Raw genomic sequence first — 13,398 nt, 5'->3', positions numbered from 1 at the left:
AGCCCGAATACCTTCTCGACGTGGGCCGGGGGCCGGACCTCTTCGTCCGGCTTGATCCCGGCCAGCCTACCGGCGTCAGGGGGTCCTTCCGCAGCAGGCGTCCGCCTGCTGGACCAGCCCGCACATGTGAGCGGACAGGCTGTCAGGCGGGCCCGTGGACGACCGTGCCGGAGCACGCTTGGAGGCGGCTTCGGCGCCGCTGGACGGCGGCTCTACGCGGGCTGCTGCGCGGCGGCGATGCGCTCGCCCCGCAGCGCCTCGTACCAGCGGTCGTCGATCGGCGGCAGGGCTTTGACGTCCAGCGCCAGCTTCAGCAGTAGATCGGCGATCAGCGGGTTGCGGGCGAGCACCGGCCCGTGCATGTACGTGCCGAAGACGGTGTCGTTGTACGCGCCCTCCGTGCCGTCCCCGGTGCCGTTGCCGCGGCCCAGCTGGACCTTCGCGAACGGGCGTGCCGTCGGGCCCAGCTGGGTGACGCCCTGGTGGTTCTCGAAGCCGGTCAGCTGGGGCAGGCCCAGACGGGGGTCGATGTCGCCGAGGACGTCGCCGACGCACCGCTCGCCCGTGCCGCGCACCGTCGTCACGTCGAGCAGGCCGAGGCCCGGCTCGCGCTGCCCGAGGTCGTTGACGAACTCGTGGCCGAGGATCTGGTAGCCCGCGCACACGGAGAAGACGATCGCGCCGTTCTCCACGGCCCGGTAGAGGTGGCCGTCCCGGCGTAGCCGCTCGGCCGCGAGCCGCTGCGGACGGTCCTCGCCGCCGCCGATCAGGTAGATGTCGCCGGAGGTCGGGATCGGCTGGTCGCTGCGCACGTCCAGCCGGGCCACGTCCAGACCGCGCTGCCGCGCCCGGCGCTCCACCACGAGGGCGTTGCCCTGGTCGCCGTAGGTGCTCAGCAGGTCGGGGTAGATCCACACCAGCCGCAGTTGGTTGTCGCTCATGAAGTGATCGTCCTTCGGGGTCAGTTGCCGACGCGGCGGCGCAGGTCCTGGAACGCGGTGTAGTTCGCGATGACCTCGATGCGGCCGGGCGGTGCCTGCTGCACGGCCTCGTCGAGGCTGTCGCAGACCTCGAAGTGCTGGTTCGCGACCTCGAGACGCACCGCGAGGTCCAGCTTCCGGTCACCGAGAACGAAGATCGGGTGGCCGGTCAGCCGGGTGTAGTCGACGTCCCACAGCCAGGAGGTGTCGGTGCCGTCGGCGCCGCGGGCGTTCACGGAGAGGATGACCGGGGTGGGCGGCGGGTCGATCAGGGAGAAGGTCTCCAGCCAGCCCGCGGGGTTCTTCGCCAGCAGCAGGCGCAGGTCGCGGCCCTGGAACTGGACGACGTCGTAGCGGCCGGCGACGGCCTGCACCTGGTACATGCGCTCCAGGGCGACCTGCGGCGGCACCCCGAAGACGGCGGCGACGGCGGCGGAGCTCGCGGCGTTGGCCTTGTTGGCGCGGCCGGGCAGCTGGAGGTGGATCGGCCAGGCGGAGCCGTGCGGGTCGATGACGTGGTCGCCGGACAGGGCCCAGCTCGGCGTGGGCCGGCGGAAACCGCACTCGCCGCAGAACCAGTCGTCGCCGGGGCGCTGCATCACACCGCCGCAGGACGGGCAGGACCAGGCGTCGTCCTTCCACATCTGACCCGCGGCGACCCAGACGACGTTGGGGGAGGAGGAGGCGGCCCACACCACCAGCGGGTCGTCGCAGTTGGCGACGACCACGGCCTTGGAGCCGGCCAGGCCCTCGCGCCAGTTCTCGGCGAGCATCCGGGTCTCGGCGGCGCGGTCGAGCTGGTCGCGGGAGAGGTTGAGCAGCGCGATGCACTTGGGCGCGGTGTCCCGGGCGACCCCGGCGAGGTATTTCTCGTCGACCTCGATGACACCGAACTTGGCGTCCGAGCCGCCCGCGAGCGCCGAGGTGATGCCGGCCGGCATGTTGGCGCCTAGCGCGTTCGACACGACGGGGCCCGCGGCGCGCAGCGCCTCGGCGATGAGCCGGGTGGTCGTGGTCTTGCCGTTGGTCGCCGAGACCAGCGTCACGTCCAGGTGCTGGGCGAGGCGGGCGAGCAGGTCGGGGTCGAGTCTGAGGGCCACCTTGCCGCCGATCACCGATCCGCTGCCGCGTCCCGCCGCACGTGACGCAGCCGCGACCGCCTTGCCCGCGGTCACGGCCAGCTTGGCCCGTGGCGTGAGCGGGTCCGAGTTGCCTGCCATCAGTTCTCGATCCTCCTTGCGAACGCGCCGCGCCCGAACCGTCCGGCAACGTAATGTGAACCTCAGCCTATCCAGATCCATTCGCACACCCGAATCCCGGCCCACGGCTGCGCGGCGGTGGTGGGCCGAGGGAACCGTACCCTTGCGGCCATGCGACACGGTTCGATTCCGGGCGCCCGCGGGCGGGTCCGGCCCCTCACCCTGCTCGGCGACGCGTCCCTGCGCGAGCGATGCGCCGACGTGACCGACTTCGGCCCCGCACTGGCGGAGCTCGTGGAGGACCTGTTCGCCACGATGTACGCGGCCCGGGGCGTGGGCCTGGCGGCCAATCAGATCGGCGTGCCGCTGCGGGTGTTCGTCTACGACTGCCCCGACGACGAGGACGTGCGCCGGCTGGGCCACGTGGTGAACCCGCGGCTGGTGGAGGCGGACGGCGTGGTGGTCCGCGGCCCGGAGGGCTGTCTCTCCCTGCCGGGCCTGGAGGCGGGCACGGAACGGTACGACCACACGGTGATCGAGGGCCGCACGGTCACCGGCGACCCCGTCACGGTCCACGGCACGGGCTTCTTCGCCCGCTGCCTCCAGCACGAGTACGACCACGTCGAGGGCCTGCTGTACGTGGACCGCGTCACGGGGTGGCGTCGACGCAGGGTGATGCGGCAGGCCGCGCGAGCGCCGTGGGCGTGACGGTTCGTGCGCGGCCGCGCCCCCGGGCCGGCTTCACGGCCCTTCAGAAACCGGGGCCCCCGACCCGGTCGCCCGCCGCGGCAAGGCGGCCCCACAGCAGATCCGCCAGACTCTTCACCAGTTCCGCACGTGGGCAGGGCCGTTCGCCGAGCCACCAGTCGCCCGCCGCGTGCATCATGCCGACGATCCCGTGGCCCCACACCCGCGCGAGCTGCTGGCTGCCGGGCCCGAGGTCCAGCCGGTCCTCGATGACCTGGGCCAGTTCCTCGCCCATCCGGCGCAGCAGGGGCGCGCTGTGCTTGCCGACGTCGAACTCCTGGTCGCTCTGCGAGCCCTCCGCCGGATGCATCAGGAAGCGGTACACCTGTGGACGTGCCTCGATGGCGGCCAGATAGGTGTCGAGGGTGGACTCGACGCGTTCCCGTCGTTCGGCCGGGGCGTCCAGTGCCGCCCGCAGCGAGTCGAGGAGCGCGTCCGTGTGCCGCTTGGCCAGGGCGGCGTACAGACCGCCCTTGTCGCCGAAGTGGCGGTAGAGGATGGGCTTCGTGATGCCCGCCTCCGCGGCGATCGCGTTCATCGACGCCTTCGGGCCGTCACGCAGCACCACTCTGTCCGCGGCCTCCAGCAGCTCGCGCCGTCGGCGGTCGGCGGACCGCTGCTGATCGGTCCGCTGCGTGGTGTCCATGTGATCTCCCCACCCGTGCTGTTTCGGTGACGCCTACGCAAAGTAACACTGACCGCGCCCCGGACATCGAACGGGATACCGACCCGACGTCGGGAGTTGACTTTTCCTACTGACTGGTAACAGACTCGGGTTACCGCAAGTAACACGTACGTGCCGCGCTGGAGGGGACATGGCCGAGTTCACCATGGAGCTCAACGACGAACAGAAGGAGGTCAGGGACTGGCTGCACGGCTTCGCCGCCGACGTGATCCGCCCCGCGGCCGCCGAATGGGACGAGCGTGAGGAGACTCCCTGGCCGGTCATCCAGGAGGCGGCCAAGCTCGGCATCTACTCGCTCGACTTCTACGCCCAGCAGTACTTCGACCCCACCGGCCTCGGCATCCCCATGACCATGGAGGAGCTGTTCTGGGGCGACGCGGGCATCGCGCTGTCCATCGTCGGCACCGGCCTCGCCGCCGTGGGCGTCCTCGCCAACGGCACCGAGGAGCAGATCGGCACCTGGATCCCCCAGATGTACGGCGACGCGAACGACGTCAAGGTCGCCGCCTTCTGCTCCTCCGAGCCCGACGCCGGCTCCGACGTCTCCTCCATGCGCACCCGCGCCGTGTACGACGAGGCCAAGGACGAGTGGGTGATCGACGGCACCAAGACCTGGGCGACCAACGGCGGCATCGCGGGCGTCCACGTGGTCGTCGCCGTGGTGGACCCGGAGCTGGGCTCCAAGGGCCACGCCTCCTTCATCGTCCCGCCGGGCACCCGGGGCCTGTCCCAGGGGCAGAAGTTCAAGAAGCACGGCATCCGCGCCTCGCACACCGCCGAGGTCGTCCTCGACGACGTGCGGGTCCCCGGCTCCTGTCTGCTCGGCGGCAAGGAGAAGCTCGACCAGCGCCTCGCCCGCGCCCGGGAGAAGGCGAGGGCGGGCGACGAGCGGGTGAAGAACGCGGCGATGGCGACCTTCGAGGCGAGCCGCCCCGCGGTCGGCGCCATGGCGGTGGGCACGGCCCGGGCCGCCTACGAGGTCGCCCTCGACTACGCCACGACCCGCGAGCAGTTCGGGCGGCCCATCGTCGACAACCAGGGCGTCGCCTTCCAGCTCGCCGACATGCGCACGGCCGTCGACGCGGCGCGGCTGCTGGTGTGGCGGGCGTCGTGGATGGCGGTCAACGGCAGGCCGTTCACCGCGGCCGAGGGGTCCATGTCCAAGCTGTTCGCCAGTGAGACCGCCAAGCAGGTGACCGCGCAGGCCATCCAGATCCTGGGCGGCAACGGGTACACGCGGGAGTACCCGGTCGAGCGGATGCACCGGGACGCCGCGATCTACACGATCTTCGAGGGCACCAGTGAGATTCAGCGGTTGGTGATCGCCCGCACGCTGACGGGGGTGCCGATCCGGTAGCGCCGTTCGGGGCGCGGGTGCGTCGCGGTCTGCCGTCCGCGTGTTGGCCGGTCGCGCAGTTCCTCGCGCCCCTGGGAGATCACCTGTGCCTGAGTGGAGTCAGTTGCCGGATGTCATATTTCTCCCTCAGGGCCTCGATGGCCTCCTGGTCGGGCGGACCACCGTCCCGGAGGATCTCCAGGAGTTCCTCGAAGTAGCGTTCGTGGTCGGGGGGCGGGGACGCCTGGAAGAACATGCGTGCCGGGGCGTCCGTCGGGTTCGCGAAGGCGTGGGGGCAGCCGGGGGGTACGACGATCAGGGTGCCCGGTGTCGCCCGTACCACCCTGTTGCCCGAACTCGACTCCCAGCACTGCCAGTTGTCGGGGGTGCGGATGCGCGGCTCGAAGGCGAGCACGTCCAGCTCGCCGTCGAGCACGTAGAACAGCTCCTCGCTGCGCGTGTGCACATGGGCGCCGACGTCGAAGCCCGGCGGGACCTCCACCTCGAAGGTGGAGGCCGTCCGCGAGTGCGCGCCGGTGACCTTGAACGTCACGCGCTGGGCGGGAGTCTGCACCACCCGGCCGTGGCCGGGCGGTACGAGCAGGCCCTCCGTCGCCGTCATCGTGGCCTCACCACGTCACCGGCAGGGCCTCGGGTCCCCGGATCAAGGCGCCCTTGCGGAAGGGCACCTGATCCGGGGACACGGCGAGCCGCAGGCCCGGCACCCGGTCGAGCAGGGTGTCCACCAGCAGCTCGGACTCCAGCCGGGCCAGCATGCCGCCGGGGCAGTAGTGCGGGCCGAAGCCGAACGCCACGTGCGGGTTGGGGCTGCGGTCGAGGTCGATCGTCTCCGGGTCGGGGAAGACGTCCGGATCGCGGTTGGCGGCCAGGTACGACACGTAGACCGAGTCTCCCGCGCGGATCCGCACGCCCCGGATCTCCACGTCCTCCAGGGCGATCCGGGAGAGGCCGACCGCGTTGCGGTGCGGGATGTAGCGCAGCAGCTCGTCGATGGCCCGCGGTCTGATCCCCGGTTCCGTGCGCAGCCGTTGGACCAGGTCAGGGCGGGTCAGCAGCAGGTAGAACAGCTGCCCGCTGTTGTTGGTGACCGCCTCGCCGCCGATCTGGAGGAGCACGGCCAGGCCGACGGCCTCCTCCGGCGTGACCTCGCCGCGGCCCACGGCGGCCCCGAGCAGCGAGGCGACGTCCTCGCCCGTGGCGCCCTCGCGCAGGGCGATCAGATCGGAGAAGTAGGCGCCCATCTCGTGCTTGGCCCGCTCGCTGACCTCCTTGCCGTGCGAGGACGACAGGATGAACTGGGTCCAGGTGTGCATGCGGTGCCGGTCGGCGGCCGGGACGCCCATCAGCTCGCAGATCACCGCGATGGGAAAGGGGCCGAGCAGCGCACTTGTGAGGTCGGCGGGCGGACCGTCCCGCAGGAGCCCGTCCACCAGTTCGTCCAGCATGCCGCGGGCCTTCTCGCGGACGCGCTCCACGCCCTTCGAGGTGAACGCGGCGGCGACCGAGCGGCGCAGCCGGGTGTGGTCGGGCGGGTCCAGGAAGCCGACCGCGCCGCGCTCCGGGACGAAGTGCGGGGCGAGCCGGGTGACCGGCCGGTCCATGACCGCCGCACGGCCGAACCGGGGGTCGTTGGCCACCGTGCGCACGTCGTCGTACCGGGTGACCAGCCAGGCCCAGCCCTCTCCGTTGGGCAGCTGGATGCGGGTGACCGGGCCCTCCTCCATCAGCTCGGTCAGGACCGGGTCGAAGTCCGTCCCGGCCAGGTCGAGCGCCGGCCAGTGCCGGACCGGGGGCAGGGTCTCGGTGAGCGTCCTGTCGGTCATGGTGTCGTCACCGCCCCTCGGTCCAGCTGCCGACGGTCATCTCGGCGGTGATGCCGGGACCGAACCCGGCGAGCAGCCCGCGCGCCCGGTCCTCGGCGCCGCCCTCGTCGAACAGCCGGCGCAGCGCGTCCAGGACGACGGCGCTCGCGATGTTGCCGTACTCGGTGAGCGTGGCCCGGCTGAACCGGAACGCGTGCGGCTCGACCTTCAGGAACTTGCTGAGGTCGTCGAGTATGCGGGGGCCGCCCGCGTGGATGACGTAGAAGTCCAGGTCGGCGGCGTTCCAGCCGTGCGTCCCCGCGAGTTCCTGGAGGGCCGGGGCCAGCGGCTCCATCGTGGCGGGCACCCGCTTGTCCAGCAGGAAGTGGAAGCCGGTGGCCCGGACGTCGTACGCGATCCAGTCCTCCGTCTTGGGGATCAGATACGACCCGTTGCGCTCCAGGCTCACGCCCCGGCCGCCCCGGCCGCGGACCACGGCGGCCGCGATGCCGTCGCCGAACAGGCCGTTGGACAGGAGCGAGCCGACGCCGAGGTCGGTGGGCTGGTAGCACAGCGAGCAGAACTCGCAGGCCACGATGAGGACGTTGGCCTCCGGGTAGGCCGTGCAGAAGTCGTGCGCCCGGTTGATCGCCGCACCGCCGGCCGCGCAGCCCAGCTGGGCGATGGGCAGCTGCCGGGTGGTGCTGGAGAAGTCCATCTCGTTGATCAGCCACGCGGTGAGCGAGGGCATCATGAAGCCCGTGCACGACACGTAGACGATGACATCGATGTCGGTGGTCAGGAGTTCGGCGTCGTCGAGCGCGTGCTGGATGACCGCGGGAACCCTGGCCTTGGCCTCCGACTCGTAGAGCTTGTTGCGCTCCTCGAAGCCGGGGTGCTTCAGGGTCTCCTCGATGGGCTGCACGATGTGCCGGGTGCGCACTCCGGTGTTCTCGATCAGCCGGAGGGCCAGCGGGAGCTGTGGGTGGCCCTCGTGGTGCGAGCGCGCGAGCTCCAGCGTCTCCTCCATCGTGATCACGTGCTCCGGTACGGACACCGAGGGTCTGCACAAAGTCGCCATGAGCCGTCCCTGCTTTCTGCCGTGCGGCAGGCGTGCGCCCGCCGGTCAGAAGGTGGTCCATTCAGGCTCACCCGACAGGGCGACGATCTCGCGCGGGACTACTCCGAATCGGGGACGTCACGGGCTGTGACGAGGGGGCGGAGCGGTGCCGGTGCCCTTACGGCGCACCGCTGCTGTGGGCGATGCACGCCACGTCGATGCGGTCGGCCAGCTTCGCCAGCTCGATGGTCAGCGCGGCGACCGTGTCCTCGTCGAGCCCGTCCTCTCCGGCCTCGACGAGCGACAGCCAGCGGCCTCCCACCGTGCGGAGCAGCTTGCTCACGTCGGCCGCGGCCACCCGCAAGGACCCGCGGTCGTCGACGATCAGAGGCAGAGTCACTTCGCGGTTCACACAGCGGATGGTAGTCGCGCGGTGCTCACGCGCCGTGCCACACGGTGGTGATGTTGCAGAACTCCCGGATTCCGTGCCCCGACAGCTCACGCCCGTACCCGGACCGCTTCACCCCGCCGAAGGGGAACGCCGGGTGCGAGGCCGTCATGCCGTTGAAGAACACCCCGCCCGCCTCCAGGTCCCGTGCGAACCGGTCCACCTCGGCCTCGTCCCGGGTCCACACGTTCGAACTCAGGCCGAACGGCGAGTCGTTGGCGATCAGCACCGCCTCGTCGACGTCGGCCGCCCGGTACACCGTCGCCACCGGCCCGAACGCCTCCTCGCGGTGGATCCGCATCTCGCGCGTCACGCCGGACAGGACGGTCGGCGGATAGAACCAGCCCGGCCCGTCGGGCCGTTCACCGCCGCACAGCACGGCCGCCCCGCTGCGCCGCGCGTCGTCGACCAGCTCCTCCAGGTCGGCGCGGCCCTGTTCGGTGGCGAGCGGGCCGACGTCGGTGGCCGCCAGCAGCGGGTCGCCCACCTCCAGCGCGCGCATGCCCGCGACGAACCGCTCGGCGAAGGCGTCGTGGACGTCCGTGTGCACGATGAACCGCTTGGCGGCGATGCAGGACTGACCGTTGTTCTGCACCCGCGCGGTCACCGCGACCTTCGCCGCCCGGTCCAGGTCGGCGGAGGGCATCACGATGTACGGGTCGCTGCCGCCCAGCTCCAGCACCGTCTTCTTGATCATCTCCCCGGCGACGGAGGCCACGGCCCGGCCGGCGGGCTCGCTGCCGGTGAGGGTCGCCGCCCTGACCCGCTCGTCGCGCAGGACCTCCTCGACCGCGCCCGAGCCGATCAGCAGGGTCTGGAAGCAGCCTTCCGGGAAGCCCGCCCGGTGGAAGAGGTCCTCCAGGTACAGCGCGGTCTGCGGCACGTTGGAGGCGTGCTTGAGCAGTCCGACGTTGCCCGCCATCAGGGCCGGCGCCGCGAAGCGGACCACCTGCCACAGCGGGAAGTTCCAGGGCATCACCGCGAGCACGGGCCCGAGCGGCCGGTGGCGCACGGTGACCCGGGAGGCCCCGGAGTCCCGCACGTCCGCCTCGGCGGGCTCCTCGTCGGCGAGCAGCGCCTCGGCGTGCCCGGCGTACCAGCGCATCGCCCTCGCGCACTTCGCGGCCTCGGCGCGCGCCTGCTCGATCGGCTTGCCCATCTCCGTGGTCATGACCCGGCCGATGTCGTCCCGGTCTTCGTCGAGGAGGTCGGCGGCCCGGTTCAGCAGCCGGGCGCGTTCGGCGAACGGCGTGGTCCGGTACGTGCGGAACGTCGCCTCGGCGAGCTGGAGCCGGCGCTCGATCTCCTCGTCGCCCATGGCCTCGTACGTCTTGAGCGTCTCGCCGTTCGCCGGGTTCACCGTCGCGATGGGCATGGCTGACCTCCCTGGGAGCGGGCTTGCTACGACCTTCCCGCGCGCCGCCGTCGACCGCAACGCGTGTGCGGCTGTTCAGCCGTGGTGTGCGGCCAGCCGGTCGAGGAACGCGGTCTGGGCCCTGACGATGAGTGCGGCTGCCCGGTCGAGGCCGAACCATGCCACCCGGTCCAGTTCGGGGAACTCCTGGATCCGGCCGGACCGCGGCGGCCACTCCATGCGGAAGGTGCCGGGCGTGACGTCCGCCGGATCGAGGTCGGCCTCGACCGCCCACGCGGTGACCGTCTTGCCGTTGGTCTGCGTCACCTCGCCCAGCTCCAGGGCCTCGCCGTCGGGCGGTGCCACGCCCAGCTCCTCCCGGAACTCCCGGCGGGCCGCCTCCCAGGCGGTCTCACCGGGCTCGTACTCGCCCTTGGGCACGGTCCACGCCCCGGCGTCCTTCTTCGCGAAGAAGGGGCCGCCCATGTGGCCGAGCAGCACTTCGAGCCCGTCGTCCGCGCGCCGGAACAGGAGCAGTCCCGCGCTCCTCCGCCGCGCCGTCACGCGGTCACCTCCGGGTGGGCGGCCAGCAGGGCCTCGACGGTGTCGGCCTCCTCGGGCCGCTTGTCCTCGCGGTAGCGCACGACCCGGGCGAAGCGGAGGGTGACGCCGGCCGGGTAGCGGGAGGAGCGCTGGAGTCCGTCGTACGCGATCTCGACGACGAGTTCGGGGCGGACGGTGACCACCCGGCCGTCGTCCTCGACCGCCAGTTCCCGCAGCCGTCCGGTCTGCCGGGCCAGCGTCTCGTCGGTCATGCCCTTGAAGGTCTTGCCGAGCATCGCGAAACCGCCGTCGGCGGCACGGGCGCCGAGATGGAGGTTGGAGAGCCTGCCGGTGCGGCGGCCGTGGCCCCACTCGGCGGCCAGCACGACCAGGTCCAGGGTGTGCACGGGCTTGACCTTGAGCCAGGACGCGCCGCGCCGGCCCGCGCTGTAGGGGGCGTCCAGGGCCTTGACGACCACCCCCTCGTGGCCGCGGGCGAGGGTCTGCGCGAGGAACCGTTCCGCCTCGGCGACGTCCCGCTCGCCCGCCACCAGGGTCCGGCGCACCCGCATCGGCCCGGGCACCAGCCGGGCCAGCTCCGCGTGGCGCCGCTCGAAGGGCAGGTCCAGCAGATCGCGTCCGTCGACGGAGAGCGCGTCGAAGAAGACGGGGGAGACCGGCACCTCCCGGGCGGCCCGCGCCACGTCCGTGCGCGAGCCGACCCGCCCTGCCGTCTCCTGGAACGAGCGGGGCCGGCCGGCCGCGTCGAACGAGATCACCTCGCCGTCCAGGACGAACCGCTCGCCCGCCAGCCCCAGCGCGGCGGACGTCACCTCGGGCAGCCGGCCGGTGATGTCGTCCAGGGTGCGGGTGTGGACGCGCACCGTGTCACCGTCGCGGTGCACCTGGACGCGGATGCCGTCCAGCTTCTCCTCGACCGCGCAGGCGCCGAGCCGGGCGACCGCCTCCGCGACGGAGGAGGCGGTGCGCGCCAGCATCGGCTGGACCGGGCGGCCGACGGTGAGCCGGAACCGGACGAGCGCCCCGGGCCCTTCCGCCAGCAACGCCTCGGCCACCGCCGTCGTCGAACCGGCCAGCATCACCGCCCGCCGGACGTCCGCCGCGTCCGCGCCGGTGGCCAGGGCCAGGCCCTCCACGGCGACCGCGTCCAGGGCGCCCTGGCGGACCTCGCCGGTGAGCAGCCCGAACAGGAACCGCTGTTCGTCCTCGGTGGCCGCGCCCATCAGCTCGCCCACCAGCCGGGCCCGTTCCGCCTGGGAGCCGGGGCCCGAGACCTTGCCGAGGGCCGAGAGCAGGGCGTCCGTCCCGCGCACCGTGAGCGACGGCCGCGGCGCGGGCGGGACCCCTCTGCCCAGCACCTTCCAGCCGATGCCGAGCCGGCCCTGCGGCAGCCGCCCGGCCAGGTAGGGGATGACGACGGGCACGTCGTCCGGCTCCGTCTCGCGGAACAGCTCGGCGAGCAGCGCCGTCTTGCGGGAACGGGCCGTGGTGGCCGCGACCTCCCGGGACACCTCGGCGAGCCGGCTCAGCAGCATGCAGCCATGGTGCACCGCGCCCGCGGCTACGACACCCGCACGGCCGCGTCGAGATCGACGAACAGGAGTTCGCCGTTGATCGCGGCCCCGGCGCGGTAGCCCCGGCTCGCCGCGTTGACCACCTGCTCGGCGAAGCCGCTCGCGTTGCCCGCCGCCCACAGGCCGGGCACGCTCGTCAGCCCCCGTTCGTCGGTCACCGGGTAGGTGCCGAAGGGGGTCTCGCGCATCTCGGCGCCCAGGCGGGTCAGCAGGTCGGTGCGGGGCAGCGGGCGCGGCGCGACGAACAGCACCTCCCGCGCGTGGACCGTGCCGTCCGCCAGCCGCACCCCGGTCAGCCGGTCGCCCCCGGTCTCCAGACCCGCGACCCGTCCCGGTACGACACGGACGCCCGCCGCCGCCAGCCGGCGCAGGTCGTCGTCGGCGAGGTCGGCCTCGGCGACCTCGTGCAGGAACAGGGTCACGTCCTTGGACCACTGGGTCACCATCAGCGCCTGGTGCGCGCTCGCCACGGTGCCGGCGAGCACGCCGAACGCCCGGTCGCGCACCTCCCAGCCGTGGCAGTACGGGCAGTGCAGCACGTCCCGCCCGAAGCGTTCGGCGACGCCCGGCACGGCGGGCAGCTCGTCCTCCAGGCCGGTCGCGACGACCAGGTGCCGGGCGCGCACGGTCCGCCCGCTCTCCAGCGTCACCGCGAAGTCCGTGTCCCGGGCCGCGTCCACCGCCCGGTCCCGGACCAGTTCCACGCCGTAGCGCGCGATCTCCTCGCGTCCGGCGGCGAGGAACTCGGCGGGCGGCATGCCGTCCCGTGTCAGATAGCCCTGAAGACGCGCGGCCGGTGCGTTGCGCGGCTCGCCCGCGTCGACGACCAGGGTGCGGCGCCGGGCGCGGCCCAGCACCAGCGCGGCCGACAGTCCCGCCGCGCCGCCCCCGACGACGACGGCCTCGTGGTTTCCGCTGTTCTCGGTCATGGTGACCACCTCCGGGGGAGACGGTCGCCCGGGACGGTCGGGATTGACAAGTGCGTTTGCCGAACCTGCAATATCGGTCATGACCACCGACGACGTGCTCGCGGGTGTCGGCCCGCGGCTGAGACGTATCCGCAAGGACCGGGAGGTGACGCTCGCCGGACTGTCCGAGGCGACCGGCATCTCCGTCAGCACCCTCTCCCGCCTGGAGTCCGGGCTGCGCAGGCCGAGCCTGGAACTGCTGCTGCCGATCGCCCGAGCCCACCAGGTGCCCCTGGACGAACTCGTCGGGGCGCCGCCGGTCGGCGACCCCCGGGTGCGGTCCCGGCCGATCGTGCGGCACGGGCGCACCTATCTGCCGCTGACCCGCCAGCCCGGTGGACTCCAGGCGTTCAAGGTGCTGGAACCCCGGCGCGCCGAGGAGCCGGAGCCGCGTGTGCACGAGGGGTACGAGTGGTTGTACGTGCTGTCCGGGAAGCTGCGGCTGGTGCTCGGGGAGCACGACGTGGTGCTGGTGGCGGGGGAGGCCGCCGAGTTCGACACCCGGGTGCCGCACTGGTTCGGCTCGACGGGCGAGGGCCCGGCGGAGTTCCTGAGCCTGTTCGGGCCGCAGGGCGAGCGGATGCACGTGCGGGCCAGGCCCAGCAGGGACTGACGGTTCCCTGATCGGCAAGCGACCGCTTAGTATGCGGTTCGACCCCG

Annotated in this window: 14 protein-coding genes; 3 read left to right on the top strand and 11 right to left on the bottom strand. The window is 72.5% G+C overall.

All coding sequences use genetic code 11. The features are described from left to right. Window positions 1-212 precede the first annotated feature (212 nt). Window positions 213-941: a glutamine amidotransferase gene (locus AB0F77_RS24915; protein WP_361952704.1), complete on the bottom strand. Its 729-nt coding sequence runs from the start codon at window positions 939-941 to the stop codon at window positions 213-215. 20 nt (window positions 942-961) lie between these two features. After that, window positions 962-2,200, bottom strand: coding sequence for a MurT ligase domain-containing protein (locus tag AB0F77_RS24910; protein ID WP_361952701.1), 1,239 nt, complete (start codon window positions 2,198-2,200; stop codon window positions 962-964). 150 nt (window positions 2,201-2,350) lie between these two features. Between AB0F77_RS24910 and def the strand changes: the two genes are divergently transcribed. Further along, on the top strand, window positions 2,351-2,887 hold the full coding sequence (def, locus tag AB0F77_RS24905) for a peptide deformylase (protein ID WP_361952698.1): 537 nt from the start codon (window positions 2,351-2,353) through the stop codon (window positions 2,885-2,887). 43 nt (window positions 2,888-2,930) lie between these two features. Here the strand turns inward: def and AB0F77_RS24900 are convergent, their stop codons facing one another. Next, entirely contained in the window at window positions 2,931-3,572 is a 642-nt protein-coding gene (locus AB0F77_RS24900) for a TetR family transcriptional regulator (RefSeq protein ID WP_361952695.1), read from the bottom strand. A 169-nt stretch (window positions 3,573-3,741) separates the two neighbouring features. On the opposite strand from AB0F77_RS24900, the gene AB0F77_RS24895 reads away from it, so the two are divergent. After that, the gene (locus tag AB0F77_RS24895) at window positions 3,742-4,968 is read left to right on the top strand and encodes an acyl-CoA dehydrogenase family protein (RefSeq protein ID WP_361952692.1); all 1,227 of its coding nucleotides are present in this window, start codon (window positions 3,742-3,744) and stop codon (window positions 4,966-4,968) included. Between the two features lie 79 nt (window positions 4,969-5,047). Here the strand turns inward: AB0F77_RS24895 and AB0F77_RS24890 are convergent, their stop codons facing one another. From AB0F77_RS24890 to AB0F77_RS24855, 8 genes are all read right to left on the bottom strand, one after another. Continuing rightward, a complete protein-coding gene (locus AB0F77_RS24890; RefSeq protein WP_361952689.1) occupies window positions 5,048-5,569 on the bottom strand; it encodes a cupin domain-containing protein in 522 nt (173 codons plus the stop codon). A gap of 7 nt (window positions 5,570-5,576) precedes the next feature. After that, a complete protein-coding gene (locus AB0F77_RS24885) occupies window positions 5,577-6,791 on the bottom strand; it encodes a cytochrome P450 (RefSeq protein WP_361952686.1) in 1,215 nt (404 codons plus the stop codon). Between the two features lie 7 nt (window positions 6,792-6,798). After that, window positions 6,799-7,851 (bottom strand): type III polyketide synthase, encoded by a 1,053-nt coding sequence (locus tag AB0F77_RS24880; protein WP_361952683.1) that lies wholly within the window; start codon window positions 7,849-7,851, stop codon window positions 6,799-6,801. A 157-nt stretch (window positions 7,852-8,008) separates the two neighbouring features. After that, entirely contained in the window at window positions 8,009-8,242 is a 234-nt protein-coding gene (locus tag AB0F77_RS24875; RefSeq protein ID WP_361952680.1) for a DUF6213 family protein, read from the bottom strand. Window positions 8,243-8,267: 25 nt separating this feature from the next. Beyond that, on the bottom strand, window positions 8,268-9,653 hold the full coding sequence (locus AB0F77_RS24870) for an NADP-dependent succinic semialdehyde dehydrogenase (protein WP_361952677.1): 1,386 nt from the start codon (window positions 9,651-9,653) through the stop codon (window positions 8,268-8,270). A 75-nt stretch (window positions 9,654-9,728) separates the two neighbouring features. Then, window positions 9,729-10,196 carry an NUDIX domain-containing protein gene (locus tag AB0F77_RS24865; protein ID WP_361952674.1) on the bottom strand — a complete coding sequence of 156 codons (468 nt, stop codon included), beginning with the start codon at window positions 10,194-10,196 and terminating at the stop codon, window positions 9,729-9,731. Continuing rightward, complete coding sequence (locus AB0F77_RS24860; protein WP_361952671.1) at window positions 10,193-11,731, bottom strand: ATP-dependent DNA ligase; 1,539 nt, start codon at window positions 11,729-11,731, stop codon at window positions 10,193-10,195. The genes AB0F77_RS24865 and AB0F77_RS24860 overlap by 4 nt, the downstream gene beginning before the upstream one ends. 26 nt (window positions 11,732-11,757) lie before the next feature. After that, entirely contained in the window at window positions 11,758-12,699 is a 942-nt protein-coding gene (locus tag AB0F77_RS24855; protein ID WP_361952668.1) for an NAD(P)/FAD-dependent oxidoreductase, read from the bottom strand. A 79-nt stretch (window positions 12,700-12,778) separates the two neighbouring features. Between AB0F77_RS24855 and AB0F77_RS24850 the strand changes: the two genes are divergently transcribed. Then, window positions 12,779-13,351 (top strand): XRE family transcriptional regulator, encoded by a 573-nt coding sequence (locus AB0F77_RS24850; protein ID WP_361952665.1) that lies wholly within the window; start codon window positions 12,779-12,781, stop codon window positions 13,349-13,351. The last annotated feature ends 47 nt before the right edge of the window (window positions 13,352-13,398 follow it).

The organism is Streptomyces sp. NPDC026672 (assembly GCF_040638185.1).
Classification (GTDB): domain Bacteria; phylum Actinomycetota; class Actinomycetes; order Streptomycetales; family Streptomycetaceae; genus Streptomyces.
This window is presented reverse-complemented; position numbering and strand designations above follow the sequence as displayed.

What these genes read in the sequence shown, in the direction of transcription:
- AB0F77_RS24915 (WP_361952704.1), bottom strand. Translation starts at nt 941, where the DNA reads ATGAGCGACAACCAACTGCGGCTGGTGTGGATCTACCCCGACCTGCTG.
- AB0F77_RS24910 (WP_361952701.1), bottom strand. Translation starts at nt 2,200, where the DNA reads ATGGCAGGCAACTCGGACCCGCTCACGCCACGGGCCAAGCTGGCCGTG.
- def (WP_361952698.1), top strand. Translation starts at nt 2,351, where the DNA reads ATGCGACACGGTTCGATTCCGGGCGCCCGCGGGCGGGTCCGGCCCCTC.
- AB0F77_RS24900 (WP_361952695.1), bottom strand. Translation starts at nt 3,572, where the DNA reads ATGGACACCACGCAGCGGACCGATCAGCAGCGGTCCGCCGACCGCCGA.
- AB0F77_RS24895 (WP_361952692.1), top strand. Translation starts at nt 3,742, where the DNA reads ATGGCCGAGTTCACCATGGAGCTCAACGACGAACAGAAGGAGGTCAGG.
- AB0F77_RS24890 (WP_361952689.1), bottom strand. Translation starts at nt 5,569, where the DNA reads ATGACGGCGACGGAGGGCCTGCTCGTACCGCCCGGCCACGGCCGGGTG.
- AB0F77_RS24885 (WP_361952686.1), bottom strand. Translation starts at nt 6,791, where the DNA reads ATGACCGACAGGACGCTCACCGAGACCCTGCCCCCGGTCCGGCACTGG.
- AB0F77_RS24880 (WP_361952683.1), bottom strand. Translation starts at nt 7,851, where the DNA reads ATGGCGACTTTGTGCAGACCCTCGGTGTCCGTACCGGAGCACGTGATC.
- AB0F77_RS24870 (WP_361952677.1), bottom strand. Translation starts at nt 9,653, where the DNA reads ATGCCCATCGCGACGGTGAACCCGGCGAACGGCGAGACGCTCAAGACG.
- AB0F77_RS24860 (WP_361952671.1), bottom strand. Translation starts at nt 11,731, where the DNA reads ATGCTGCTGAGCCGGCTCGCCGAGGTGTCCCGGGAGGTCGCGGCCACC.
- AB0F77_RS24855 (WP_361952668.1), bottom strand. Translation starts at nt 12,699, where the DNA reads ATGACCGAGAACAGCGGAAACCACGAGGCCGTCGTCGTCGGGGGCGGC.
- AB0F77_RS24850 (WP_361952665.1), top strand. Translation starts at nt 12,779, where the DNA reads ATGACCACCGACGACGTGCTCGCGGGTGTCGGCCCGCGGCTGAGACGT.